Source organism: Brucella sp. RRSP16, assembly GCF_052246815.1.
GTDB classification, from domain to species: domain Bacteria; phylum Pseudomonadota; class Alphaproteobacteria; order Rhizobiales; family Rhizobiaceae; genus Brucella; species Brucella intermedia.
The window spans coordinates 96,676-123,203 of sequence record NZ_JBQQAM010000001.1 but is presented as its reverse complement, the minus strand read 5'-3'; the positions used below and the strand labels follow the sequence as shown (position 1 = coordinate 123,203).

The window sequence follows — 26,528 nt, the reverse complement described above, 5'->3', positions numbered from 1 at the left end:
CAGACCGGCGCTCTAATCTATGTGTTTTCGCTTAACGGCCAATCACCCGGTTGGCCGCCGAGACGATTGCTTCCAGTGAAGCACTGACGATATTGTCGTTGATACCGGCGCCGAACAGCTTGCCGCCCGGATGAGCCATTTCAACGTAGGAGATGGCCGAAGCGTCCGAACCCTGCTGTAGCGAATGTTCGGAATAGTCGACGACCGACATCTTTACGCCGAGATATTTGGACAGCGCATCGACAAAACCGTCGATGGGGCCGGTTCCCTTGCCCTCGATATTCCTGGTCACGCCGTTATCGGTGATTTCGGCGGTGAGAATGCGACGGCCCTTCTGCTCGGGATCGGGCATGGTGTGATGATCCACGAACTTGATGCGTGCGCCGGGCTGCGTGACGTAGAGCTTCTGGAACTCGTCGTGAATGCGCTTCGACGGCAGTTCCTTGCCTTCTTCATCGGTAATGTTCTGGATGATCTCGCGGAATTCGACCTGCAGGTTGCGCGGCAGGTTCAGGCCGTAATCCGCTTGCAGGATATAGGCGATGCCGCCCTTGCCCGACTGCGAATTGATGCGGATGATCGCTTCGTAGGAGCGGCCCACATCCTGCGGATCGATCGGCAGATAAGGCACTTCCCAGATAGGCGAATTGGCCGAACGGCGCGCCTTCATGCCCTTGTTGATCGCATCCTGATGCGAGCCTGAGAAAGCCGTATAGACCAGTTCGCCGACATAAGGGTGGCGCTCGGCGATCTTCAACTGGTTCGAATATTCATAGACTTCCTTCATCCGGTTGATGTCGGTGCAGTCCAGTTCCGGGTCCACGCCCTGCGTGTACATGTTCAGCGCCAGCGTCACCACATCCACATTGCCGGTGCGTTCGCCATTGCCGAACAGCGTGCCTTCAACGCGGTCGGCGCCCGCCATCAGGCCGAGTTCCGTGGCGGCGATGCCCGTGCCGCGATCATTATGCGGGTGCAGCGAGACGATCAGGTTCTCGCGATTGTCGAGATTGCGACACATCCATTCGATCTGGTCGGCATAGACGTTCGGCGTGTTCATCTCCACGGTCGAGGGCAGATTGACGATCAGCTTGTTGTCCACCGTCGGCTTCACGATCTCGATGACGGCATTGCAGATTTCCAGCGCCACATCCAGCTCGGTGCCGGTGAAGCTTTCCGGTGAATACTGGAAGCGATAACCGCCATCTGTAGAATTGGCTGCCTTGGCAGCCATGTCCATGATCATCTTGGCGGCGTCGGTCGCGATCTGCTTGATACCGCCTACATCCTTGGCGAAGACCACGCGGCGCTGCAATTCACTGGTGGAATTGTAGAAATGGATGATCGGCGACTTCGCGCCTTCCAGCGCCTCGAAAGTCCGCGTGATCAGTTCGGGACGGCACTGCACCAGCACCTGCAAGTCCACTTCGTCCGGCACATTGCCATGCTCGATGGCCCAGCGGCAGAAGTCGAAATCAGTCTGCGAAGCGGACGGAAAGCCGATTTCGATTTCCGGAAAACCCATATCGACCAGCAGGCGGAACATGCGCTCCTTGCGGTCGTGGCCCATCGGGTCGATCAAGGCCTGATTGCCGTCGCGCAGGTCGACCGAACACCAGATCGGCGCCTTTTCGATGCGCCTGGATGGCCAGGTGCGGTCATCGAGCTGCGGAACCGGGAAAGGTGAATATTTGCTGCCTGCAATCGGCATGCCTTTGCGCTCGGAGACGGACTTCGATTGCGGCGTGGTGACGGATTGATTCATGTTCGTTTCCTCCCGGCTGTCGACGGATTCAAGCCGTCAAGCACGGATAATACTGATCAATTATAAGGGTTTTCTGGAAAGGAGCACAGGCCTGCGACCGGGGATCGACCGCCGGACGCTCCTTTCAGCGAGCCCGGCGATCGCCGCTAAGGCCGAGGGTAAGAAGCGAGTTTAGAACGCAAACATCAACGCGCGCGCCGAAGGCGGCTGCGGAATGTTCCATGGATGTTGCGTTTTTGATCGTCATGGGGAAAGCTTTTACACGCGCACTATCCGCCATGCAAGACAGTATTTCAGTCAGGCAAATGGCACAGCGCTGGTTCCCGGCGGCAGCTTTGCCTCGTCCTCCGGCTCCACATGGATCACCACGCGCGCGCTGTCGATCTCCTTCTTCAGGGCATCTTCGATACGGTCGCAAATCACATGGGCATCGCCGACGCTCATATCGGCGGCAACGACCAGGTGAAACTCGATGAAGGTGACCCGGCCGGCAATGCGCGTCTTGAGGTCGTGAACTTCGATGGCGCCCCCCGCATTGGCGGAAATCACGTCGCGGATGCGCATTTCCTCGGTCGGTTCGACGGCGATATCCATCAGCCCCTGCACCGAGGAATTGATGACATGCCAGCCCTGCCAGAGAATGTTGATGGCGACCAGTATGGCAAGCAGCGGATCGAGTATGGCCCAGCCCGTCACCACCGCGCCGACAAGGCCGACCAGAACGCCAGCCGAGGTGAAAACATCGGTCATGATGTGCTTGCCGTCGGCTTCCAGCGCGGGCGAGCGGAACTTGCGGCCGGTGCGAATCAGCAAGGTCGCCCACAGGCCGTTTATGACGGCCGCAGCGGTGTTGATAGCAAGGCCAAGCCAGGGTTCATCGAGCTTGCGCGGGGTTTCCAGCGCAAACCACGCCTCGCGGAAGATCAGGAGTGCGGCGACGGTAATCAGGACGCCTTCCACGACAGCCGAAATATATTCGGCCTTGTGATGCCCGAAAGGGTGATTGCCATCCGCGGGCTTGTAGCTCATGCGGATTGCCCACCATGCGCCGATGGCCGCAATCACATTGACGATGGATTCCAGTGCATCCGAATAAAGCGCCACGGAACCGGTCAGCGCATAGGCCAGATATTTCAGGCCCATCACACCGAAAGCAATGGGAATAGACCAAGCGGCAAGCCGCCGAACCTTTGCACTCGCGTCCATGATGAACCTTTGATTATCTTGATCCAGAGCATTTCCAGCAAAAGTGCGAAGCGGCTTTGCGTAGGATAATGCGACTATAAAACTCTTGGAGCGCGGTTCGATCCGGTTGAAACAGACCGGCGCTCCAACTGCTTGTCATGAACCGCACATCTTATCCGAAACCGTTTCACACTTTTCGGATGCGCGCCAGCGCCGGGACACATCCACAACGCCTCTGGCATATGCGGCAGCAATTCACCGCCGCTCTATACCCCAGAAAAGCAAATCTTCGTACCCTGTTTTTTCAGTTCCGGCATTTAATTTTCTCCTGCAAATGCAAGGCATTACAGTTGCAAATGAGTTGCCAGAGCAGGCAATGAGCAAGCGCCGGCAGGTCATAAAAAACCAGCCGCGGTGCGGGCCGCGGCTGGCTTGAAATCACGACGCCAAGCGTTCGGTCAGTAGTTGGTGCGGCGCGCCTTGTTCTTGCCCGCCAGATGCGTCACCACATTCTCGATCATGCGCATTCCGGCATTGTGGCCAAGCGTCATGATCGATTCCGGATGGAACTGAACGGCGGCAACCGGCTCGTGCTTGTGCTCGAAAGCCATGATGACACCATCTTCCGTTTCCGCCGTCACCAGAAAATCATCCGGCAGACGCTCCGGATCGGCGAAGATCGAATGATAGCGCCCAACCGTCACCTCCTTCGGCAGGCCAGAGAATATCCGCTCCGGCTTCGACACGCGGATGCGCGACGGCTTGCCGTGCATCGGAATGCGCAACTGGCGCAGCGTGCCGCCATAGGCTTCGGCGAGCGCCTGCAAACCAAGGCAGACACCAAAGATCGGCAGTTCGCGCTTGCGCGCCTTGGTGATGGTGGCCTTGCAATCGAAGTCCTGCGGCGTGCCCGGTCCGGGCGACAGGACCACGAGGTCCGGCTTGATCCTGTCGAACACCTCTTCCGCCACTGGCGAGCGCACGGTGGAAACCGTCGCCCCCGTCTGGCGGAAATAGTTGGCGAGCGTGTGCACGAAGGAATCCTCGTGATCCACGAGCAGGATGGAGATGCCCTCTCCCACCTTCGCCGCTACGCGCTCCTCGGCGACATGATTGCTCTTCTGCGCCTCGCGCACCGCAGCGATCATGGCCGAAGCCTTCAATTCGGTTTCGGCCTCTTCCTCTTCCGGATTGGAATCGAACAGAAGCGTTGCACCGGCGCGGATTTCCGCCACGCCATCCTTCACACGGATGGTGCGCAGCGTCAGGCCGGTATTCATGTCGCCGTTGAAGTGCATCATGCCGATCGCGCCGCCATACCATGCGCGCGGGCTGCGTTCGTTTTCCTCCAGAAAGCGCATCGCCCACAGCTTCGGCGCGCCGGTCACGGTCACGGCCCATGCATGGCTGAGGAAACCGTCAAAGGCATCCATGCCGTCGCGAAGCCGTCCTTCGATGTGATCGACCGTGTGGATCAGGCGCGAATACATCTCGATCTGGCGGCGGCCGATGACGCGCACCGATCCCGGCTCGCAGACGCGGCTCTTGTCGTTGCGATCCACATCCGAGCACATGGTCAGCTCGGACTCGTCCTTCTTGGAGTTCAGCAGTTTCAGGATCTGTTCCGAATCCGAAATCGCATCTTCGCCGCGCTTGATCGTGCCTGAAATCGGGCAGGTTTCGATGCGCCTGCCGTTCACCCGCACGAACATTTCCGGCGACGCGCCGACCAGATATTCATTCTCGCCCAGATTGATGAAGAAGGAATAGGGCGACGGGTTGATCGTCTTCAACCGACGGAAAATCTCCGATGGCGCAGTGTGGCAGCGCTCATAGAAGGTCTGCCCCGGGACCACTTCAAACAGGTCGCCGCGCTTGAAGCTCTCCTTGGCGCGCTCGACCAGCTTCGCATATTCGCCCGGATTGTGGTCGCCCCGCGCAAGCTTGGCGTCCGATGGCTTGAAGGCGCGTGCAGGCGTCGCACGTGCGAGACCGTGCGTGGAAGAACCGCCGCAGGTGAATTCGTAACGATCCACCCAGGCGCGTGCCGCATAATGATCGGCCACGAAGATTTCGTCCGGGATGAACAGCACCAGATCGCGCTGATCGTCGGGGCGCTTCAGCTTGTACTGGATCGGATCGAACTGGAACGCCAGATCGTAACCGAAGGCGCCGTAAAGACCGAGATTGGCGTCTTCCTCGGAAAAGAACAGGCCGACAATGGCGCGCAGGACCGTGAAGACCGAAGGCATGCGCGAGCGCTCTTCCTCGGTGAAGGTGCCGCTCGGTTCGGCAATCGTCAGCTCGATCCGGCTTTCTTCCGCTCTGTCGACCGTCACTTCGGCCAGCGCCTTTACCGTGTCCAGAATGGGACGAAGCAGAATGACGCCACGGGCATTCAGTGCTTCGATGCGCATGGTGCGGGCGCGCGAGGTGATGACCACCGGAGGATCGACGATGGCCGTATCCCATCGCGTATAGCGGCCCGGATATTCGTAGTTGGACGAGAACACCGCACCGCGCCGTTCGTTCAGCGCATCGATATAGGTCTCGATCGCGCCCTTATAGGCTGTGAGGTGGCGCACGCGCTCGACGACGATGCCGCCTGCCGTCTCGTGCTGGAATATCTCGCTATCCGCAATCTTCGCATTCATGATCGGCTATCCCAAAACGAGAGCATTTCCGGTTTAAAATGCTCTATCTATTTGTTTTTGACGCATGTCTCGATCCCAAAAAACGACTCCCGCTTCCGGGGACATGCTCCAACTGTTCCCAAACATTCCCGGAAACCGGTTTCTCCCGCCGGTCTTATACAAACAGCCAAACAAAAAGGCCGCCCGGATAATCCCAGCGGCCTGTTTCCTGAACGCAAATGCACAAACGCCTGCGTGGCCGCTTTTAGCGGGCCCACCACCAACCGTTGATGACGATATTGCGCGAAATGTTCATGGAGCTACTGTTAGCGTTCAATCCGTTTCCTTGCAACCGGAAAATTCGGGCGCGCAATCCGGGCCGCAAAGCGCCGTCCAGCTCGCCGCCGACAGGGCCTTCGGCACGTTCCGCAATCACCACAAAGAAATCCGGACAGTTTGGGGCTGTCCGGACTTCCTCAGAACCGGGGATGAACGGGACGGAAGGAAAGCGACGATTCCCCCAATCCGGCCCCCCCTTACCCCATGCCAAAATTTCCAGGTGCAATATGACTTTCAGTATGCACATTTATCCTTATCACAGGCCGCGATTATTATGCAACCTGTGATTGTTATTTGCACGTATGCTTACATTTGAGGCCAATTCACCGAAACAGTTCGAAAATTTGTAGGACCACCCAACAAGTTTCGTCTTGCGTCGGGGATCGATTTCGGATTCATTTCCGTGGCAACTCAAACACATATGCAAAAATCAAGAATAGAGCCGTCACACATAAACGGCCATTGGGGACAACTGATGAAGAATCTCGATGCGATGGACAGGAGTATTTTGCGCGCCCTTCAGGAGAATGGACGCCTGACCAATACCGAACTGGCTGATCGCATAAATCTCTCGCAGACGGCCACCGCCGAACGCGTCAAGCGACTGACCCGCGAAGGGTATATTCTAGGCTATTCGGCGCGGCTTTCGCCCAAGATGCTCGACCGGGCCATGCTGGTCTTCATCGAGATCAAGCTCGACCGCACCACGCCGGAAGTCTTTGAAACCTTCTCGACCTTCACCCGCAACAATCCGGACATTCTGGAATGCCACATGGTTGCGGGTGGCTTCGACTATCTCGTCAAGGCCCGCGTATCCGATATGGATCACTACCGGCGTTTCCTTTCGGAAGCGCTTCTTTCCCTCCCCGGCGTGCGGGAATCGCACACCTATGCCGTGATGGAGGAAGTGAAGGAAACCGCCTATATCGCCGTCTGAGCAGGCGACAAGCCCTTCCTGAACACGTCGTTGCTGTCAGCAGCATGGCAGCAACGAATGCCCTGTTCTGCACTTCGAACTTGCGCGCAATTATTTACGGGTATATACCCGCAACATGTCACATCCGTGTTTCTGCATTCTTCTGCGCCAGGCAGCCCGCAAGACGTCGAGCGTCTACGACAACGCGCTGGCTCCGCTTGGCATCAATGTCGCCCAGTTCAGCACGCTGCGGAAAATCCGGCGCGCGGGCTCCATCTCGGTGACGGAACTCGCCCATCTGTCGGAGCTGGACCGTTCGACCATGGGCCGCAATGTGAAGGTTCTGCAGCGAATGGGCCTGATCGAGCCCGCCGCCAGCGACGACCATCGCGAGACCAGCGTCACGCTCACGGCTGATGGCCGCGATCTGGTTGAGCGCGGCGGCCCGCTCTGGGATCAGGCGCAGGAGGAAATCGAAACCCGGCTGGGAGAGGACGGCGTGGAGCAATTGCAGCATCTGCTCCGCGCGCTCGGCTAAGCCAAACGCCTTTTGACTGAAAACCAAACGCCTTTGACTGAAAACAATGACCTGAAGCCATGCGCCCGCTACAGCATCGGCCCGAAATCGGTGACGATTTTCGCAAAGCACGATGCGTGGAAACCAAAGATCAGGGCGATTGGCTTCGCCATCAAACGCAAGGCTGGTCGAGAGCCAGCTTGAACCCGAAAGCGCCAAAGATGATTTCTGCCCGCCTTGCCAGCTTTCTCGCCCAGAGAAACATCCATTACGGATGGATCGTCGCCGCCATCACCTTCCTGACCATGCTGGCAACGGCTGCCGCCATGGGATCGGCGGGCATATTGATCGAACCGCTCCAGCGTGAATTCGGCTGGACCAACGCGAATATCTCCTTCGCAATGGCGCTTCGCCTCGTTCTTTTCGGCCTCATGGGGCCATTCGCCGCTGCTTTCATGAACCAGTTCGGCCTGCGCCGGGTGGTTGCCGCTGCTCTCATCATGATTTCGCTGGGGCTTGTCGGCTCGATTTTCATGACCGAGGAATGGCAGATGGTGGGGCTCTGGGGCATCGTAATCGGCCTTGGCACCGGCATGACCGCGCTTGTGCTTGGCGCAACCGTCGCGGCCCGCTGGTTCGAAAAGCGGCGCGGCCTCGTCGTCGGCCTCATGACCGCCAGCAACGCCACCGGCCAGCTGGTCTTCATGCCGATCCTTGCCAGCGTCAGCCAGACGATCGGCTGGCGCACATCGCTCACCATCGTCATCTATTTCCTTGTTGCGGCCCTTGTGCTGGTTCTCGCCCTGATGCGCGATCATCCGGCGGATATCGGCCTGAAACCGTTCGGCCGCACCGCGCCGCTGCCAGCGCCTGAACCCCGCAAGAGCTTCGGCGCCATGCTGGCCTCCCCGCTCGTCACCTTGCGCGAAGCATCGTCGACCGCGACCTTCTGGGTCCTGTTCCTGACCTTCTTCGTCTGCGGCTTTTCCACCAACGGCCTGATCCAGACGCACTGGATCACGCTTTGCGGCGATTTCGGCATCGCTCCGGTGGGGGCTGCGGGCATCCTTGCCGTGATCGGCGCCTTCGACCTCATCGGCACGATCATGTCCGGCTGGCTCTCCGACCGGTTCGACAATCGCTGGCTTCTGTTCTGGTTCTATGCGCTGCGCGGCCTGTCGCTGATCTACCTGACCTTTACCGATTTCACCGTCTACGAACTGGCATTGTTCGCCGTTTTCTACGGGCTGGACTGGGTGGCGACCGTGCCGCCGACGGTCAAGCTTGCCGCCGAACGTTTCGGCCCGGAAAAAGCCGGACTGGTCTTTGGCTGGGTGTTCACCGGCCACCAGATCGGTGCAGCGGCCGCAGCCGCCTTCGCGGGGCTCGTGCGCACCGACTATGACAGCTACACTCCAGCCCTGATCCTTGCCGGTGCCATGTGCTTTGCCGCCGCTGCCATGGTCTTCATCATCAACCGCCCTGCCGCAAGACCTGCCTTGCAGGCATCATGAGGCGGCAGGTTTCTTGCCCTTCCTGTTCAGGGCCAGCACGCCGAGGCTGATCAGGAAGGCGGCGAGCGTGTCGGTCCAGCCCGGCACTTCGCCAAGCAGGACAAGCGCCAGAACCAGAGTAATGACGGGGATCAGCGCCGACAGCGCTGCCCCCGCAGCCGTTCCCAGCAGGACAACGGCACGGTTGAAGGCGAATACGCCGAAAGCCGAGGTCAGAACGCCCTGATAAAACCCCTGCAGGGCAATATCGCCCCAGGGTGTCGCGTCCATCCCCTTGGGCAGGAAGATCATGTAGATCGGCAGATAGACGATTGCCGAGGTGACGGCGGCGATGGCGGTCGCATGCAGCCCGTCCATCCCCTTCTTGCGAAACACCATGACATAGATCGCCCAAACCAGTGCCGCGACGAAAAAGAACAGGTGCCCGAGCATTTCCGGCCCGCCCAATTGCGACAGACCGGCGATCAGCATGGCCCCGATCACGATCAGAACGACCCCGGACCACCGCGACGGTGCAAGATGTTCCTTCAGAAGCGCCATTCCCATAATGGCGACCATCGCCGTCATCAGCCCCGGAATGAGCGCCGCCGCATGGGACGCCGGGGCATATTGCAGGCCGCAGGTGGTCAGCAGCGCATAGGGAACGCCTGCGCCGGAAGCCAGAAGCACGAAGCCGAGCGGACCAAGCTGGCGAAGGCCAAACCCTTTCATCAGAACGACCGGCAACAGCACCAGCCCTGCCACGCCGAAGCGCAGGGCAATGATGTCGAATGGCGTCAAGGCGGTCTTGAAACCGAACCGGGTCAGGACGAAGGAACCGGACCACACCAGCACCCCGGACAGCCCCCAGGCAAGACCGCGTATGGTATTGGAAGTCGAACTCGTCGGATGGGTGTCGGTGATGGCCGTCATTTTCACTCGCAGCAGGAAAAAGGAATAGCGCCGGACTATTGCATTCCTGGCCGCGACGAGCGCCACGGATAAGCGAGATATGAGATATTAGAATTTCTTATGCCGCCCGGGTTCTGGCTTGCAGGGCCACATCGCAGAACCGATCGATCAGATGCCTGACCGGGCTGTCGGCCCGAAAGACGATATAGACCGTGCGGAACGTCGGCGGGTTGAGGCGGCGCGCGCGCAATCCATGCAGATCGGCGTCCGGCAGGCTGATTTCCGACAGAAGCGTGGTGCCGATGCCATGCCGCACCATTTCCAGCACCGTGGCGACGTCCCGCGTGCGCACCTGCTCGCTGCGCGTTTCGCCATCGCCATGGATAATCCGGTCGATGATCATTTCGCAGCCCGCAGCCGCGATCAGCTGGCGGTTGCGCAGTTCCTCCGCGGCAACGGTGTCGTTGCGCATGAAGGGATCGTCCCGCCTGCCCACCACGACCAGTTCTTCGCGGCCAACCTCGCGAGCCTCAAGCTCAGGCGTGGGCAGCGAGGTGATGCCGAGATCAGCAATGCCGTCCCGCACCCACAGGCTGACATCATCGTGCCCACCCTCGAAAGCGCTGAACTCGATGCCGGGATAAAGCCGCTGAAACGTCTTTCGCAGACCGGGCAGGACATATTGGAGCTGGCTCGGGATTGCCGCAACGCGCAGCCGTTCAGGCGCGCCCGAAGCACGGCACCGTGCCTGCACCTCTATCCGGTCGATGGCCTGAAGCGCCGCCTTGGCGTCGGCAAGGATCGATTGTCCGAACGCCGTCAGGGCAGCCCCGTCGCGCTTTCGCGCCAGCACCTCGACCCCGAGTATCTTTTCCAGTGTCGCAATCGCCTGGCTTGCGCCCGATTGCGTCAGGCGCAGGCGGCGCGCGGCGGCACCGACGCTGCCGGTCTCCGCAACAGCTTCAAGCAGACGCAACTGGACCAGACTGATCTTCATCGTTTTGGTTCCGGCTCACTCTTCAATCAAAGCATCGCCCCAGTCGGCGCGGCGCGCCCAACGGAACAGATCACCCTCGCGCTTGGTCAGGAGACGTTCTTCGGCCCTGCCGTCGTCCCTGCACAGTTTAACCGAAACCTTGCCGCCGCCAACCCGTGTCGGCGCGATGACCCGCGCCTTCACATCATTGACCGTCTCGCGCACCGCAGCAAGATAGATGAATTTCTCATCCTCCCACGGCACTTCCGCATCCTTGGTCAGACGATGAATGCGTGAGCGCGCGACCCGGCGCGAGAAATGGCACCAGTCGGGCGCGACCAGCGGGCAATCGAGCTGGTGCGGACAGGGCGCCGCAATGATTGCGCCTTGGGCGATGAGCGTGCGGCGTGCATCGAGAATGCGCTGCCAGCCCGCCGGTGTACCCGGCTCCACGATCACCAGCATCTGCGTTGCCGCTGCCCACAGGCGCGAGATCAGCGTCTGCCGCTTTTCAGGCGCAAGCTCGTCCAGCACATAGGCAATGGTCACGAGATCGGCCTGCGGAAAATCGAGCTTTTCCCGCACCACATCCCCTGCCCGCCAATCGAGATCGGGCAATCCGCTATTTTGCGAAAGGCCGCTTCCCACGGCACGGATTGCAGGGCTTGCCTCGATCATCGTTGCCGATTGGAGCATGGGCCAGCACTGCTTTGCCGCCCAAAGCGCCGTTCCCGGCCCTGCGCCCACATCCAGCATGGATTGCGGCGCGAAATCGGGACAGACCTCGGCTGCACTGTCCATACTGGCGCGAACCGCCGCATAGGTCGCAGGCAGGCGCGCCGCCAGATAGGCTTTCGCGGCAAGATCGTCGGAAATATGCATGCGCCCGTCGCGCGTCTCGGCCCGGTAACGGCGCGAAAGCATTTCGGATGCGCGCTTCAGGTCGGCCAGAGCCACGCCCTCAAGCGCGGCATCCACCGCCTGTCGCAAGGAAGCTGGCAGTTCCATTGCCCGTCAGCGCTCCAGAACCTGCTTCACATCGACGAGGTTCGAACGGACACGCAGGATGTAGAAGCCCATCGTGGTCAGGTGCGACGGCGTGAACCAGGCATCGGGGCTGCCGTTGGAAACGATGAAAGGCTGCATGTCGAGCGCGGCGCGCATCTGCTTTTCCATCTCGTCCCACACACCATCGAGGTGCTTTTCCGCTAGAACGCCGCGGAAATCGGAATGTGCTGCACGCAGCAGGCCGTAATAGGCATAAAGCTGGCCATAGGCGAACCAGAAACGATCATCCGCGCGCGTGTCGAACCAGCCGGCATGATAATTCTCGGCACGGTCCTTGAGGATGGCCGAAGTCGAACCGAGGTCGCTCGCGATACGGTCCACGAACTGGATCAGATTGTCGGCGCGGGCATCGAATGTTGCCTGACAGTTTTCCAGCCGCCCGTTGAAGGCGCGCAGATCCTTGATTGCCGAACGGTAATAGCTTGGCGTCGGCGTCTTCGGACCGAAAGGGCTCAGGCCGAAATACCAGGAATCTTCGGCAAACTGCAGATTGCCGCGCGCCTTTTGCAGATCGCCATCGATCTGCGATGTACCTCTGAGGCGTCCGATATTATCAACGAGTTCAATCGCCGTGCGGCGCACGGCTGCATTGACGCCGCGCTGGAACGAAGCCTTGTTGTCGAGGAACGGTGTGCGGTCCCAATCCAGCCCGAAAAAGCCGAGCTTGTAGAGCAGCATGGAGGAAATCCATGCATTCTGGTTGACGTTGAAATCGGTGAGATCGGCAGCAACTTCAGCAATGGCCGAACGCGAACATTTGCGCGCCGACGACGGCAATTGCGCCGCCTGAACCGGTTGATTCGCCGTTGCGGCATCGCTGTTCTGGCCGGTTGATGGCGCGGTAGCGGGCTGTTCTGCCGGTGCGGCAGTGGACGGAACCTCGGCTGGCGCGGCCTCCGCTTTCACCTCTTCGCCGGGCGTCGTCGCGTTCTGATAGCTGTACTTGGCCGGATAGTCGGGATCGAAATTCGTCCAGGCTTGAGTCTGCCAGATGAAATAGAGGTTAAGCCCGCCAAGACCGATCACGAGGACCGCGCTTACAACTTTCCACAAAATTCCGAGCCGCAGGAAAAGCCGCCACAAACCGCCAAGCGGAATGGCAATCAGGCGGGCAAGCGCCGCGATGAAACGTCCGAGGAAGGAAAAAACGCCCTTTACTGCATTCCACACTGTAAAATATCCTTCCTTTTGCCCCATAATCCGGGGCTTCGCACCGCGTCTGCACCGCACGCGGACCTATGCATCGCAAGTCCCGTTCGCAAGCAGCCAGGCCTGAAAAAGCCACTGGTTCTCAAATAGAGTGTGCTCATCTTTTCGACAACCCAATGGTCTGATTCCGACATTTGCATCCCGCGGATATGAACGCTGAGCAAATGTCGGAATCAGACCACTGGTAACTTTATGAATCGCGTGGATTTTCGAATTTGACGTTTGAAACGAGATTTATATCGGACGGATATCAAACGTCAAATTCAATCCACTCGAACGCTCATCCAACTGATTTTATCCGTCATTTTCCGCTGACAGGGTTGAATCCCGGGAGCCGATCCGTAACATGGCGCCAACCCGCTTCGGCCAAGTGCGTGGCAATCCTGCCCGCCTCCCCTGGCCGACGGTTCCGGAAATGATGAGCGACAACAGCTTCAAGGCGGTTTCAAATCAGGTGCGAAACGGTTTTTCGCCGGAAACTGCGGTCAACGTCGCAATCAAGAACATTTTCGCCGCTATGGTACTTGAATGGCGAAATCTTTGGTGTTTGCTAAAGCTGGAACCGGAAAAACAATCAATCCGTAAAAACGGCCCGGTAAATGGAGAGAACAATGAAGTCCGTATCGACCCTTATGCTTACGCTTGCCTTGGGTGGGCTTGCCACGGGAACGGCAATGCTGAGCGCCCCTGCAAACGCCGTCGCCGCCGAACCCGAAAGCTGCTCGACCGTCCGCTTCTCGGATGTCGGCTGGACCGACATCACCTCCACGACGGCGGTGGCGACGGAAATCCTCAAAGGTCTCGGCTACAAGACCGACATCAAGGTTCTCTCCGTGCCGGTGACCTATGCGTCGCTGAGCAAGAAGGACATCGACGTCTTCCTCGGCTACTGGAACCCGTCCATGAGCGCCGACCTCCAGCCCTATCTGGACGACAAGACCGTCGAGACGCTGCGCACCAATCTGACGGGCGCGAAATACACCCTCGCGGTGCCGAAATACGCCTATGACGAAGGCCTCAAGGACTTCAAGGACATCGCAAAGTTCAAGGACAAGCTGGGCGGCAAGATCTACGGCATCGAACCGGGCAATGACGGCAACCGCCTGATCCTCGACATGATCAACAAGGACGCCTTCGGTCTCAAGTCCTTCGAACTGGCGGAATCCTCCGAGCAGGGAATGCTGGCGCAGGTCGCGCGCAGCATCAAGAGCAAGGACCCGGTCGTGTTCCTGGCATGGGAGCCGCATCCCATGAACAAGCGTTTCGAAATCGCCTACCTCACCGGCGGCGACGATTTCTTCGGCCCCAATCTCGGCGGCGCCAAGGTCGAAACCAATGTGCGCACCGGCTACACGCAGGAATGCCCGAACGTCGGCAAGTTCCTCACCAATCTGGAATTCAAGCTCGATATCGAAAACGAGATCATGGGCAAGATTCTCGATGACGGCCAGGAACCGTCGAAAGCCGCACAGGACTGGCTCAAGGCCAATCCCGGCGTTCTCGACCAGTGGCTCGCAGGCGTGACGACCGTCGACGGCAAGGAAGGCCTGCCGGCCGTCAAGGCGGCGCTCGGCCTTTGATTCTCCTATGCCGCCGGGCTGCGACAAACGCGGCCCGGCACATTCCAGCACCTTCATCACAAGCACGCAGCAGGAGACTTGATCGTTGAACTGGCTGACGGACTACAAGATTCCTGTCGGACCAACCGCCAAATCTGTGGTGGACTGGCTGACGACCCATCTGGGGCTTTTCTTCGACACTTTGGCGGCGATCATGCAGGGCCTGATTGACGGCTTGTTGTATCTCTTGCAACTGCCGCATCCACTGCTTCTGATCGCCATCTTCGCAATCATTGCATGGCTGATCCAGCGTCGTATCTCAGTCGTCCTGCTCACCGTTCTGGGTTTCCTCTTCATCATCAATCAGGGCTACTGGGAACCGACCCTCAAGACACTGACACTCGTCCTGTCATCGTGTTTTGTCTGCATGGCGATCGGCGTGCCGCTCGGCATTGCTGCGGCCCATCGTCCGGCGCTTTACGCCGCGATGCGTCCGGTTCTCGACCTGATGCAGACCTTGCCGACATTCGTCTACCTGATCCCGGCGATCGTCTTCTTCGGCATCGGCATGGTGCCGGGCCTGCTTGCGACCGTCATCTTTGTGATCCCCGCCCCCATCCGCCTGACGCAGCTCGGCATTTCCTCCACACCGTCCTCGCTCATAGAAGCGGGTGAAGCCTTTGGCGCGTCACGCTCGCAACTTCTCTGGAAGGTCGAGCTGCCCTATGCGATGCCGCAAATCCTCGCGGGCCTGACCCAGACGATCATGCTTTCGCTTTCGATGGTGGTCATCGCCGCGCTTGTCGGCGCCGACGGCCTCGGCGTGCCGGTGGTGCGCGGGCTGAACTCCGTCAACATTTCTCTCGGCTTCGAAGCAGGTTTTATCATCGTCGTGGTTGCAATCATACTTGATCGCATCTTCCGCGCTGGGAACGAGAAATAGGAACAAGCGGATGACCATCATCGCACTCGAAGACGTCTGCATCATTTTCGGCAGCAATGTCGGCGACGCGCTGGCGCTGGCGGATCGCGGCGCAACCCGCTCGCAGATCCAGGCGGAAACCAATCTCGTCCTGGGCGTCCACAATTGCACGCTCAACATCGAGGAAGGCGAAATCCTCGTTCTCATGGGGCTATCCGGCTCGGGCAAATCGACCCTTCTTCGCGCAATCAACCGGCTTAATCCGATTTCGCGCGGTCGCGTTCTCGTGCGTGAAGGCGACCGTGCCATCGATGTCGGCAAGGCTGACCGGGCGACACTCCGCCATCTGCGCACCGAGCTGGTTTCCATGGTGTTCCAGCAGTTCGGCCTGCTGCCATGGCGCACGGTCGAGGAAAACGTCGCCTTCGGACTGGAAATTTCCGGGATGGGCAAGGAAGAGCGCCTCGCCAAGGCCCGCGACCAGCTCGAGCTCGTGGGCCTGCAGGACTGGGCCAAGCGCAAGGTCGGGGAGCTTTCCGGCGGCATGCAGCAGCGCGTCGGGCTTGCCCGCGCCTTTGCGACCGGCGCACCGATCCTGCTGATGGACGAGCCGTTCTCGGCCCTCGATCCGCTGATCCGCACGCGGTTGCAGGACGAATTGCTGGCTTTCCAGTCGCGCCTGAAAAAGACCATCGTCTTCGTCAGCCACGATCTCGATGAAGCCATGAAAATCGGCAATCGCATCGCCATCATGGAAGGCGGGCGTATCGTCCAGTGCGGCACGCCGCAGGAAATTCTCCTGCAGCCTGCCGATGCATATGTCGCCGACTTCGTTGCGCATATGAACCCGCTCGGCGTGCTTCGCGCCGGAGACATCATGGTGCCTTTCGATCGCAATGCGGCACCGCGTCCTTTTGCGGCTACCGCACGGCGCGAAACGCTGGTGCGCGAACTGATGAATGCCGTAGCGGACAGCAGCGGCGATGTCGGCATCGTCGAGAACGGCGCCGTGGTCGGCAAGATTGCGGCAGACGACATTGTGCGTGCGCTGGCCTGGCATCAGCAGCGCGGAACCTCTTCGTGAACAAAAAAGCCGCACATTCTCATGTGCGGCTTTCGAATTTCAGGCTGCGCAGGATGCGCGTCAGCTATGGGCGGCCTGTCTTGCAGCAGCGCGCGCTTCCACGCGCGCCTTGATAGCATCCACATCCGCACGCGGCGTCGCGGCGAAGAGCTTCTTCGTATAATCGTGCTGCGGATTGTTGAACACGTCGTCGCGCGAGCCGTATTCAACCACCTCACCGAAATACATCACCATCACCTCATCGGCGATATAGCGCACGACCGAAAGGTCATGGCTGATGAAGACATAGGTAAGGCCGAACTCTTCCTGCAGATCGGCCAGCAGGTTGAGGACCTGTGCCTGCACCGAAAGATCGAGTGCGGAAACCGGCTCATCCAGAATGAGCAGTTTCGGGTTGAGCATCAGCGCGCGCGCAATGGCGATACGCTGGCGCTGGCCACCGGAGAACATATGCGGATAGCGATTGAAGTGCTCACGACCGAGGCCGACCTTCAACAGCATCTGCATGGCCTTGGAACGGCGCTCTTCCGCAGACATATTGGTGTTCAGCAACAGCGGTTCAGCCAGAACGTCGCCGATCTTCTGGCGCGGATTGAGCGAACCATAGGGGTTCTGGAACACGATCTGCACCTTCTGGCGCATTTCGGGCGTCAGGCCATCGCGAGCGATGTTCACATCCTTGCCGCCGATCTTCAGTTCGCCGGAGGTCTGTGGATCGATCATGGTGAGAATGCGGGCCAGCGTGGACTTGCCGCAACCCGATTCACCGACGATCGCCAGCGTCTTGCCCTTCTCCACCTTGAAGCTCACGCCCTTGACGGCATGAACCACTTTTGGCTTACCGAACAGCCCGCCGCCGACATGATAATCGCGCTTGATATCGCGCGCCTCGAGAACAATCTCGCTCATCACGCTTCTCCCGCACCATTATTTTCAAAGACGAAATCTGACACCGTCGGAAGACGGTCGCCGGTCGCATTCTCCGGCAGGGCCGACAGCAGCGCACGGGTATAAGGATGCTTGGGCGCGGAGAACAGCGACAGCACGTCGGCATCCTCCATCTTGTGGCCCTTGTACTGCACGATCACGCGGTCCGCCGTTTCGGCAACCACACCCATGTCGTGGGTGATCATGATCAGACCCATGCCGTGCTCCACCTGAAGCCGCATCAGCAGATCGAGAATCTGCTTCTGGATCGTCACGTCGAGAGCCGTCGTCGGTTCGTCTGCGATGAGGAGCTTGGGATTGCATGCAATCGCAATCGCGATCATGACGCGCTGGCACTGGCCGCCCGACATCTGATGCGGGAAGCTTTTCAGGCGTTCCGCCGCATCGCGAATGCCGACGAGTTCCAGAAGCTCGATGGCGCGGGCACGGCTTGACGAGCCGTTCATGCCCATATGCTGCTTCAGCACTTCCTCAAGCTGATACCCGACCGTGAAGCAGGGATTGAGGCTTGCGACAGGTTCCTGGAAAATCATCGAAATGTCGCGGCCGATGATCTTCCGGCGTTCCTTGTCGGACATCGCCTGCAAGTCTTGGCCGACGAAGGTCATGACATCTGCGGTAACGGTCGCTGACTTGGGCAGGAGGCCCATGACGGCGAGCATTCCGACAGACTTGCCCGAACCTGATTCACCGACAATCGCCAGCACTTCGCCCTTGTCCACCGTAATGTCGATCCCATCGACCGCCTTGAAGGGACCGGTCGAGGTGTCGAAAGAAACCGATAGATTCTTGATTTCTAACAGCGCCATCGGTCAGCTCCTCTTGAGCTTCGGGTCAAGCGCATCGCGCAGACCGTCGCCGATCAGATTGATGGCGAGAACAGTAATCAGGATCGCAAGGCCGGGGAACGTGACGATCCACCAGGCGCTCGTGATAAACTCACGTGCGGATGCAAGCATCGTGCCCCATTCGGGTGTGGGCGGCTGCGCGCCCATGCCCAGAAAGCCCAGAGCTGCAACGTCGAGAATGGCGTTGGAGAACGACATCGTCGCCTGCACCACGAGCGGGGCAAGACAGTTCGGCAAAATGGTCTTGAACATGAGGCGCAGCTTGCTTGCACCGGCAAGCTTGGCCGCGGTCACATATTCGCGTTCCTTTTCCGCCATCACGGCAGCGCGGGTAAGACGCGAGAAGTGCGGCAGCAGGACCAGCGTGATCGCCAGAACGGCATTGATCAGGCCGGGCCCAAGGATCGCCACCAGAACCAGCGCCAGCAGCAGCGACGGGAATGCCAGGATAACGTCCATGATGCGCATGAACACCGTATCGACGCCGCCACCAAAATAGCCGGTGATAAGGCCAATCGTGATGCCGAGGCACATCGAGATGATGACGATGACGAAGCCGACAAGCAGCGAATATTGCGCACCGTAGATCAGGCGGGAAAGAATGTCCCGCCCAACTTCGTCAGTACCGAGAAGAAACTGCGTCGTGCCACCATCTTCCCAGAACGGCGGAGTCTTTAGGAATTCACGGAACTGATCCGTAGGTCCATGCGGCGCAATAAGCGGAGCAAGGATTGCGACCAGAATGATCGCGAGAAATACGAAAAGACCGATCACAGCGCCGCGATTGACGCTGAAATAGAACCAGAAATCCCTCAACGCGCGCATCTTGCCAACGTCGTTCACGGCTTCCGGCTGAATAGCTGAGTGTGTCATGATACCCTCACTTGTGCCGGATACGCGGATTGATGAGGCCGTACAGCAGATCGACGACCAGATTCACCAGCATGATGATGAATGCGATCAGCAGCAATCCGCTTTGCACGACCGGATAGTCGCGACGGAAAATGGAATCGAGCATCCATTTGCCAATACCGGGCCATGAGAAGATCGTCTCCGTGAGGATCGCACCGGCCATCAGAACGCCGACCTGCAGGCCGATCGTCGTGATAACGGGTATCATCGCATTGCGAAGCGCATGCAGACCGACGACGCGACGAACCGGCAGGCCCTTGGCGCGCGCGGTGCGCACATAATCTTCACCCAGGACTTCCAGCATCGCAGAGCGCGTCTGGCGGGCGATAACGGCGAGCGGAATGGTCGCAAGCACGATGGTCGGCAGGATGAGATGCGAGACCGCGGAGGCGAAAGCGCCCTTCTGGTCCGACATCAGGCTGTCGATCAGCATGAAACCGGTGACGGGCGGGAAGAAATAGAGCAGCGAGATGCGACCGGATACCGGCGTCCATTGCAGCACGCCTGAGAACAGGATGATGAGCAGGAGCGCCCACCAGAAGATCGGCATCGAATAACCGACCAGCGAAATGCCCATCAGGCCCTGATCGAACCATGAGCCGCGCTTGACAGCCGCGATGACGCCGGCAGGGATGCCGAGGAGAATAGCCACGATGATCGCGCAGATGGACAACTCGACAGTTGCGGGAAACAGCGCGAAGAATTCGACGAGAACAGGCTTTTTGGTCACCAGGGACTGACCGAAATCGCCGTGCAGCAGGTTCCAGACATAGTCGAGATATTGCTGCCAGATCGGGCGGTCGAAGCCCAGTTGCGCCATCAGTTCGGCATGGCGCTCGGGGCTTACGCCGCGTTCGCCGGCCATCAACAGCACGGGATCGCCCGGAAGAACCCGGACGAAGGCAAAAGCCACGATTGTGATGCCTATGAAGGTCGGAACCAGATAGACGAGTTTGTTCAATATGAAGCGGAACATACAAAAACTCCGACCGGGTGCAGGGGATCACCCTACACCCGGCCGCTCGTGTTGTCAGATTTTACTCGGAGATATCAACGTCTTCGAAGCGATAGTCGCCGAGCGGGCTCTGCTTGAAGCCCGTGACCTTGGCCGACATCGGCACGAAGACCGTCGAGTGAGCAATGGTGTTCCAAGGAGCCTGTTCCTTGAAGATCACCTGTGCGTCTTCGTAAAGCTTGGTGCGCTCTTCCTGTCTGGTCGAGACCTTGGCCTTCTGGATCAGGTCTTCGAACGGCTTGTAGCACCACTGGGCGCGGTTGTTGGAACCGACGCCGGCGCAGCCGAGAAGCGTGCCGAGGAAGTTGTCCGGATCGCCATTGTCACCGGTCCAGCCGAGGATCACGGCGCCGTCACGGTCCTTGTCGGACGACTTCTTGAGGTATTCACCCCATTCCATCGAAACGATTTCGGCGTTGACGCCGACCTTGGCCAGATCGGACTGCATGAGTTCGGCGGTACGGCGGGCATTCGGCATGTAAGGACGGCTGACAGGCATCGCCCACAGCTTCATCTTCAGATCCTTCACGCCAGCGGCTTCAAGAGCCTTCTTGGCGGCTTCCGGATCGTACTTGTCGTCCTCGACCTTGTCGTTATAGCCCCACATCGTCGGCGGGATCGGGTTCTTGGCAACCTGGCCCTGACCCTGGAACACGGCATCGACGATGGCCTGCTTGTTGACGGCCTGGTTCAGCGCCTTGCGGACTTCCGGCTTGTCATAAGGCGCCTTCAGCGTGTTGTACGCGAAGTAGGCGACGTTGAGGCCAGCCTGTTCGTCGACCTTGAGGTTGGAATCGGCCTGGAGGCCCTTGATGTCTGCCGGAGCAGGATAGGACATCAGGTGACATTCGCCAGCCTTCAGCTTCTGTGCGCGAACAGCCGGATCGGTCGTGATCGCGAAGACGAGATCGTCGATCTTCGGCTTGCCGCCCCAATAGTTTTCGTTGGCCTTGAAGCGGACGACGGCGTCCTTCTGGTAGGCGACGAACTGGAACGGGCCGGTGCCGACCGGAACCTGGTTCAGGTCGTCCTTCTTGCCATCAGCGGCGAGCTTGTCCGTGTATTCCTTCGAAATGATCGAAGCGAAAGGCATCGAGATATTTGCGAGGAACGGCGCTTCCGGACGGTTCAGCACAAACTTGACGGTGTAATCGTCAACCTTGACGATGTCCTTGATCAGCGCACCCATTTCCATGCTGTCGAAATATTCGTAGGTGATGCCAGCGGTGTACTGGTGCCAAGGATTGTCCTTGTTGCGCATGCGATCATAGGAGAAGATCACGTCGTCGGCGTTGAAATCACGGGTCGGCGTGAAATAGTCGTTCGAATGGAACTTGACGCCCTTGCGCAGGTGGAAGGTGTATTCCAGACCGTCGTCGGTAACGTCCCAGCTTTCTGCGAGACCGGGCACGACTTTCGTCGTTCCGTTTTCGAATTCGGCAAGGCGGTTGTAAACCGGATGGGCCGAGGCGTCGAACGTATCGCCGCCGGTATAGGCAGCCGGATCGAAGCCTTCCGGCGAAGCCGGCGAGCAATACACAAAGGTCTTCGCCGATGCAGCACCGCTCATCAGAGCCACCAGCGCGGTTGCTGCCAGGAGTTTTTGGTAGAATTTCATTATTGTCCGCCTCCACGAAAAAGCATGCCGCGCGCACCCCATTGCCCGCAGCTTGCGCTTATCGAAACGTGTGGATCGTCACTTTGCAAGCGCAATTTTTAGAACCACTTCATATTCTCAACCGATTATGGGACCAATCGTTAGATTTTTATTCTATGAAAGGGTGTGATTTCGGAAAATTGCGCTAAAGCACACTGAATTATAATATTATTCGCACGCATTTTGCATGGGGTAATGCAAGCTGCGCATCACCGACTCGAGGCGCGGGATCCATAAATCGATCAACTGAAAGTGTTTCCCGCATCAGCCCTGTCAGGCCACCGCCGAATTGACTGGCGCTTTGGGAAAAGGCGTCGTATTAAGTGGACAATAAAAGTCATATTTGAGTCGTGCAAATCATGCCCGAAGCCAATCCTATTCGTCCGACCACGCCCGAAGCCATCCAGCTTGCCAAGACGTTGCTGCGCACGTCGCGCTACGGTGCAATTGCCGTTTTCGACGCGGCGACCGGCAGGCCGCTGGCAAGCCGCGTTGCCGTTGCGACAGACGTGGATGGCACACCGCTCATACTGGTCTCGGGACTGGCGGCGCATACGCCGGGCCTGCTGGCAAACCCTGCCTGCTCGCTTCTGCTCGGCGAGGTCGGCAAGGGAGACCCCCTCGCCCATGCCCGCGTCACCCTCCACTGCCAGGCGCGAAAAGTCGAAAGAACGGACGCCGACTATCCGCGCATCCGCAGGCGCTATCTCAATCATAATCCAAAGGGGTCGCTCTATGTGGATCTTGGAGATTTCGCCTTCTTCCGCCTCGAACTGGAAAGCGCCAGCCTCAACGGCGGCTTCGGCAAGGCATTCAATCTGACGCGGGACGATTTGCTATGCGCAGCTTCCGTTAGCGCCAACTTTGCCGAAGGCGAACAGAAGGCGCTTGACGATCTGAATGAAAATCACGCGTTGGAAATCGCACATATTGCGCGCGGGCTTTCGAAATCAGACGCCCTTCGGGAACAGTTCAAAATTGTGGGTATCGACCCCGATGGTGCCGATATTACCAGTGGCGATCTGGTTCTTCGTCACGTATTTTCGGCGCAGCCCGATTCTCTGGGGGAAGCTGTTACAACACTGTCAAAACGGTAAAATAAAGCCCCCTGAAACAAAACCGCATTTTTTTTGGGACGAAATTGCACGTCTTTATACTGGATTGAATATAAGCAAGGGCTTTTCAAAAGCAGCTTATAGCACTATTTTGAATATGCATGCTTATGGAAATTCGCATGTATATTTTTAACTTTGTCCAGTCTTACGGGGGTATGACGGCAAATGAGCAACCAAGATACTTTCTTTGATTTGATTGAAAATGTAGACCAGGCCGCCGATTTCCTTTCGGCACTTGCTAACAATAAGCGATTACTAATTTTGTGTAAGTTGCTTCATAACGAAATGTCCGTCGGTGCGCTTGCCAAGGCGATTGACCTTAGCCAATCCGCTTTGTCTCAGCACCTGGCAAAACTACGAGCTCTTGATCTCGTTTCAACCCGGCGCGACGCGCAGACCATCTACTACATGGTCTCTTCGCCGCATATCGAGTTGATGTTGTCGACACTCTCGAGTCTGTATATGAGTCCAACACCGCGCAGACATAATCTGGCGGCAGTCGCTCACGCATAACATCATGAGGTCACAGCCGTGCGATGAAAGAAAGTTCTCATTCGCACGGCTGCGTCCATCCTTGCGTCCATCCAATTGACGATCCGGACGACATACGCCTTTCCCCTTATCGCAGCATTCGCGAGAAAGACCTCGTGGGGCGCCAGCAGCGTTTCATCGCTGAAGGCAAGGTGGTTCTGAACGTCCTGTTTTCCTCTTCCGCACGATTCGAAACGGAATCGCTGCTCGTTCTGGAAAACCGGCTCGCAGGTCTCGGAGAACAACTGGGGCAACTCCCACCCGATGTTCCCGTCTATTCCGTGCCGCAGGCTGTCATGGATGCAGTTGCGGGATTTCATGTTCACCGGGGCATTCTCGCTGTCGGCCGTCGCAAACCACAGCCCGGTCTGGAGGCAATGCTCGGAGCCCTCCCCGCCAGATCGCTCGTCGTGGTATTGTGCGGCATTTCCAATCACGACAATGTCGGCTCGATTTTTCGCAATGCCGCAGCCTTCGAGGCAGACTGCGTGCTGATGGATGAAACCTGCTGCGATCCGCTTTATCGCAAGGCCATCCGTGTATCGGTCGGCGCGACGCTGAAAGTCCCCTATTTCCACGGCGGCAACATTGATGAAATCATCACCGCGCTCGGCGATGCCAACTTCAATCTGCTTGCGCTCAGCCCGTCATCAGCCCTCAGCATCTATGATGCGACGAAGCAAGACCGTCACGCACTCCTGCTCGGGACCGAAGGGGAAGGATTGCCACCAAGGTTACTGAAGAAGCTTCAGACGGCGCGGATTCCCATGTCCACAACGTTCGACAGCCTGAATGTCGCAACCGCATCGGGCATCGCCCTCTCGCGTTTCAGCAAATTTACTTGAGCGGCTTCCGAGCAATTCCTGTTTTGATTGGATCACCGGAAATTGCCCTGGCCGGTTCCCGCTTCGGGGCGACATGCTCCACGGCGCTTCCGATTAAAACGGAAACGGCGGAACCGCTCTAACTATTCGTATTGCCGCATTATCCAACGCATCGAAGCGGGATAAGAAATCAGTCCAGTGAACTGATTTCCCCGCGTAGACGCTTCGCACTTTTGCTGGAAATGCTCTCAACAAAAAACCTCCGGCTTCGAACCGGAGGTTTTTGATGCAGCTGGAAAGTACTATCAGGCTGCCGAGGCGCTTGCCGTATTGGCAACAAGACGGCGCAGCATTTCTTCCGCCTGCGGTTCACGCTCCGAACGGCCAATAAAGCCGCCGCCAAAGACGCGCGCCGTATTGCTTTCATCCGAATAGAGCACGCAGGCCTGCCCCGGAGCGATGCCGCTTTCGCCATCGACCAGCTCGACCCAGGTCTGGCCATCGGCATGACGCAACACGGCGGGGCGCGGTGGGCGCGTCGAGCGGACCTTGGCGAACACTTCCATTCCACCTTCAGGCAGATCGCCAATCGGGGCATCGCCCAGCCAGTTGATGTCGCGCAGGAAAACTTTATGCGTTTCCAGCGCTTCACGCGGGCCGACGATAACCCGCGCATTGGCGGCATCGAGATGAACGACATAGAGCGGCTCGCCCGTGGCGACGCCGATACCGCGCCGCTGGCCGACCGTGTAATGCACGATGCCGTCATGGCGGCCGAGCGTGCGCCCGTCGATATGGACAATATCGCCCGGATTGGCCGCTTCCGGCTTCAATTTGGAGATAATGTCGGAATATTTGCCCTGCGGCACGAAGCAGATGTCCTGGCTGTCCTGTTTCTTGGCGACAGTCAGGCCCATTTCCTCAGCAATCTCGCGCACCTGCGCCTTTGGCAGATGACCGAGCGGGAACCGCAGATAGTCGATCTGCTCCTGCGTGGTGGCAAAGAGGAAATAGCTCTGGTCGCGATCCGTATCGACCGGACGATAGAGCGCGCGATGCGCACCATTGGCGCGGCTGCGGATATAGTGCCCTGTCGCCAGTGCATCGGCGCCGAGATCACGCGCAGTTTGCAGAAGATCGGCGAACTTTACCGTCTGATTGCACGAAACGCACGGAATGGGCGTTTCGCCGCTGACATAGGAATTCGCAAAAGGATCGATCACGGCCTCGCGGAAGCGCGCTTCGTAATCGAGGACATAATGCGGAATGCCGAGACTCTCCGAAACGCGGCGGGCATCTTCGATGTCCTGTCCCGCGCAGCAGGAACCGGCGCGATGAACGGCTGCGCCATGATCATAAAGCTGCAGCGTCACGCCAACGACATCGTAACCTTCACGTTTGAGAATCCCGGCCACAACAGATGAATCGACGCCGCCCGACATGGCGACGACAACGCGCGTGTCTTCCGGCTTTCCCGGCAGATCGAGGCTGTTCAGGCTCATGATTGATTCCAGCTTCCGGGCAATTGCCCTGCTTCTCAAAATTTAGGTTTCTGCGCCCTATATAGGCTAAACTGCGGCAATTTGCCAAGGGTCAGGGAACAATCATTGTCCGGATTGCGACAGGCAGCGGACACTTCACCGTGAAGTTTTCCCATCCTATGCCCCAAAAATGCCCGCAAAAGCGCCATAACGAGTATTTTTTCAAGTCTTACCAGAGAGTTACCAGCTGCTTAGGTAATTTTTAAAGCTGTCGCGTTAGTCTCCTACTCGATTAGGTCCTTGAGTGTTGTGTAGAGAGTACAATGACCGATCTGGTAAGACCGCGTATAAAATATGTTATCGGTCCTGATGGCAGCCCGCTGACCATCGCGGACCTCCCCCCCGCCAATACAAGGCGCTGGGTCATTCGCCGCAAGGCTGAAGTCGTCGCCGCGGTGCGGGGCGGACTTTTGAGCCTTGAGGAGGCATGCCAGCGTTACACATTGACGGTGGAGGAATTCCTTTCCTGGCAATCCTCAATCGATGAGCATGGTCTCGCCGGCCTCAGGACCACCAGAATTCAACAGTATCGTCACTAAAACCGCCCTTCGAAACCGGG

At 58.6% G+C, this 26,528-nt stretch carries 24 protein-coding genes and 1 pseudogene; 11 read left to right on the top strand and 14 right to left on the bottom strand.

What is annotated here, in order from left to right:
• Positions 1-31: 31 nt before the first annotated feature.
• The 3 genes from leuA to ACS5UA_RS00540 all read right to left on the bottom strand — a co-directional run bounded on the left by leuA (position 32) and on the right by ACS5UA_RS00540 (position 5,604).
• The gene (gene leuA, locus ACS5UA_RS00550; RefSeq protein WP_021586991.1) at positions 32-1,765 is read right to left on the bottom strand and encodes a 2-isopropylmalate synthase; all 1,734 of its coding nucleotides are present in this window, start codon (positions 1,763-1,765) and stop codon (positions 32-34) included.
• 297 nt (positions 1,766-2,062) lie between these two features.
• Positions 2,063-2,971 (bottom strand): cation diffusion facilitator family transporter, encoded by a 909-nt coding sequence (locus tag ACS5UA_RS00545; protein WP_021586993.1) that lies wholly within the window; start codon positions 2,969-2,971, stop codon positions 2,063-2,065.
• Positions 2,972-3,408: 437 nt separating this feature from the next.
• Positions 3,409-5,604 (bottom strand): anthranilate synthase component I, encoded by a 2,196-nt coding sequence (locus ACS5UA_RS00540; protein ID WP_021586994.1) that lies wholly within the window; start codon positions 5,602-5,604, stop codon positions 3,409-3,411.
• Here ACS5UA_RS00540 and ACS5UA_RS00535 point away from each other — a divergent pair.
• Positions 5,603-5,874, top strand: a pseudogene (locus tag ACS5UA_RS00535) (hypothetical protein). The gene ACS5UA_RS00540 and the pseudogene ACS5UA_RS00535 overlap by 2 nt on opposite strands.
• On the opposite strand, the gene ACS5UA_RS00530 reads toward ACS5UA_RS00535, so the two are convergent.
• A complete protein-coding gene (locus tag ACS5UA_RS00530; protein WP_021586995.1) occupies positions 5,849-6,169 on the bottom strand; it encodes a hypothetical protein in 321 nt (106 codons plus the stop codon). The pseudogene ACS5UA_RS00535 and the gene ACS5UA_RS00530 sit on opposite strands and share 26 nt — an antisense overlap.
• A gap of 228 nt (positions 6,170-6,397) precedes the next feature.
• On the opposite strand from ACS5UA_RS00530, the gene ACS5UA_RS00525 reads away from it, so the two are divergent.
• From ACS5UA_RS00525 to ACS5UA_RS00515, 3 genes are all read left to right on the top strand, one after another.
• A complete protein-coding gene (locus ACS5UA_RS00525; RefSeq protein WP_006472719.1) occupies positions 6,398-6,859 on the top strand; it encodes an Lrp/AsnC ligand binding domain-containing protein in 462 nt (153 codons plus the stop codon).
• A 115-nt stretch (positions 6,860-6,974) separates the two neighbouring features.
• Entirely contained in the window at positions 6,975-7,376 is a 402-nt protein-coding gene (locus ACS5UA_RS00520; RefSeq protein WP_006472718.1) for a MarR family winged helix-turn-helix transcriptional regulator, read from the top strand.
• Positions 7,377-7,576: 200 nt separating this feature from the next.
• Positions 7,577-8,869, top strand: a complete 1,293-nt coding sequence (locus tag ACS5UA_RS00515; protein ID WP_443101087.1) for an MFS transporter — start codon at positions 7,577-7,579, stop codon at positions 8,867-8,869.
• On the opposite strand, the gene ACS5UA_RS00510 is transcribed toward ACS5UA_RS00515, so the two are convergent.
• The 4 genes from ACS5UA_RS00510 to ACS5UA_RS00495 all read right to left on the bottom strand — a co-directional run bounded on the left by ACS5UA_RS00510 (position 8,864) and on the right by ACS5UA_RS00495 (position 13,001).
• Positions 8,864-9,781: a DMT family transporter gene (locus ACS5UA_RS00510; RefSeq protein WP_183515379.1), complete on the bottom strand. Its 918-nt coding sequence runs from the start codon at positions 9,779-9,781 to the stop codon at positions 8,864-8,866. The genes ACS5UA_RS00515 and ACS5UA_RS00510 overlap by 6 nt on opposite strands.
• A gap of 97 nt (positions 9,782-9,878) precedes the next feature.
• A complete protein-coding gene (locus ACS5UA_RS00505; RefSeq protein ID WP_075042002.1) occupies positions 9,879-10,757 on the bottom strand; it encodes a LysR family transcriptional regulator in 879 nt (292 codons plus the stop codon).
• A 15-nt stretch (positions 10,758-10,772) separates the two neighbouring features.
• Positions 10,773-11,744, bottom strand: a complete 972-nt coding sequence (locus tag ACS5UA_RS00500) for a small ribosomal subunit Rsm22 family protein (RefSeq protein WP_443101086.1) — start codon at positions 11,742-11,744, stop codon at positions 10,773-10,775.
• 6 nt (positions 11,745-11,750) lie between these two features.
• A complete protein-coding gene (locus ACS5UA_RS00495; RefSeq protein ID WP_443101085.1) occupies positions 11,751-13,001 on the bottom strand; it encodes a DUF2333 family protein in 1,251 nt (416 codons plus the stop codon).
• Between the two features lie 623 nt (positions 13,002-13,624).
• On the opposite strand from ACS5UA_RS00495, the gene ACS5UA_RS00490 reads away from it, so the two are divergent.
• The 3 genes from ACS5UA_RS00490 to choV all read left to right on the top strand — a co-directional run bounded on the left by ACS5UA_RS00490 (position 13,625) and on the right by choV (position 16,578).
• Positions 13,625-14,593 (top strand): choline ABC transporter substrate-binding protein, encoded by a 969-nt coding sequence (locus tag ACS5UA_RS00490; RefSeq protein WP_006472714.1) that lies wholly within the window; start codon positions 13,625-13,627, stop codon positions 14,591-14,593.
• An 85-nt stretch (positions 14,594-14,678) separates the two neighbouring features.
• On the top strand, positions 14,679-15,515 hold the full coding sequence (choW, locus tag ACS5UA_RS00485) for a choline ABC transporter permease subunit (protein WP_006467372.1): 837 nt from the start codon (positions 14,679-14,681) through the stop codon (positions 15,513-15,515).
• Between the two features lie 10 nt (positions 15,516-15,525).
• Positions 15,526-16,578 carry a choline ABC transporter ATP-binding protein gene (choV, locus tag ACS5UA_RS00480; protein WP_006472713.1) on the top strand — a complete coding sequence of 351 codons (1,053 nt, stop codon included), beginning with the start codon at positions 15,526-15,528 and terminating at the stop codon, positions 16,576-16,578.
• A gap of 60 nt (positions 16,579-16,638) precedes the next feature.
• Here the strand turns inward: choV and ACS5UA_RS00475 are convergent, their stop codons facing one another.
• The 5 genes from ACS5UA_RS00475 to ACS5UA_RS00455 form a co-directional block, all read right to left on the bottom strand.
• Entirely contained in the window at positions 16,639-17,487 is an 849-nt protein-coding gene (locus tag ACS5UA_RS00475) for a dipeptide ABC transporter ATP-binding protein (RefSeq protein ID WP_006472712.1), read from the bottom strand.
• Positions 17,487-18,335, bottom strand: coding sequence for an ABC transporter ATP-binding protein (locus ACS5UA_RS00470; protein WP_443101084.1), 849 nt, complete (start codon positions 18,333-18,335; stop codon positions 17,487-17,489). Before ACS5UA_RS00470 ends, ACS5UA_RS00475 begins: the two co-directional genes overlap by 1 nt.
• Before the next feature lie 3 nt (positions 18,336-18,338).
• Positions 18,339-19,247 (bottom strand): ABC transporter permease subunit, encoded by a 909-nt coding sequence (locus tag ACS5UA_RS00465; RefSeq protein ID WP_006467376.1) that lies wholly within the window; start codon positions 19,245-19,247, stop codon positions 18,339-18,341.
• 7 nt (positions 19,248-19,254) lie between these two features.
• Positions 19,255-20,262: an ABC transporter permease subunit gene (locus ACS5UA_RS00460; RefSeq protein ID WP_006467377.1), complete on the bottom strand. Its 1,008-nt coding sequence runs from the start codon at positions 20,260-20,262 to the stop codon at positions 19,255-19,257.
• Between the two features lie 61 nt (positions 20,263-20,323).
• Complete coding sequence (locus ACS5UA_RS00455; protein ID WP_443101083.1) at positions 20,324-21,919, bottom strand: ABC transporter substrate-binding protein; 1,596 nt, start codon at positions 21,917-21,919, stop codon at positions 20,324-20,326.
• A 398-nt stretch (positions 21,920-22,317) separates the two neighbouring features.
• Between ACS5UA_RS00455 and ACS5UA_RS00450 the strand changes: the two genes are divergently transcribed.
• The 3 genes from ACS5UA_RS00450 to ACS5UA_RS00440 all read left to right on the top strand — a co-directional run bounded on the left by ACS5UA_RS00450 (position 22,318) and on the right by ACS5UA_RS00440 (position 24,449).
• A complete protein-coding gene (locus tag ACS5UA_RS00450) occupies positions 22,318-23,055 on the top strand; it encodes a HugZ family pyridoxamine 5'-phosphate oxidase (protein WP_443101082.1) in 738 nt (245 codons plus the stop codon).
• 183 nt (positions 23,056-23,238) lie between these two features.
• Complete coding sequence (locus tag ACS5UA_RS00445; RefSeq protein WP_006467382.1) at positions 23,239-23,586, top strand: ArsR/SmtB family transcription factor; 348 nt, start codon at positions 23,239-23,241, stop codon at positions 23,584-23,586.
• A 23-nt stretch (positions 23,587-23,609) separates the two neighbouring features.
• The gene (locus tag ACS5UA_RS00440) at positions 23,610-24,449 is read left to right on the top strand and encodes a TrmH family RNA methyltransferase (protein ID WP_443101081.1); all 840 of its coding nucleotides are present in this window, start codon (positions 23,610-23,612) and stop codon (positions 24,447-24,449) included.
• 284 nt (positions 24,450-24,733) lie between these two features.
• Here ACS5UA_RS00440 and mnmA read toward each other — a convergent pair whose 3' ends face one another.
• Positions 24,734-25,930, bottom strand: a complete 1,197-nt coding sequence (mnmA, locus tag ACS5UA_RS00435) for a tRNA 2-thiouridine(34) synthase MnmA (protein WP_025090540.1) — start codon at positions 25,928-25,930, stop codon at positions 24,734-24,736.
• Between the two features lie 302 nt (positions 25,931-26,232).
• Here mnmA and sciP point away from each other — a divergent pair, with 302 nt between their 5' ends.
• A complete protein-coding gene (sciP, locus tag ACS5UA_RS00430; protein ID WP_002964694.1) occupies positions 26,233-26,508 on the top strand; it encodes a CtrA inhibitor SciP in 276 nt (91 codons plus the stop codon).
• The last annotated feature ends 20 nt before the right edge of the window (positions 26,509-26,528 follow it).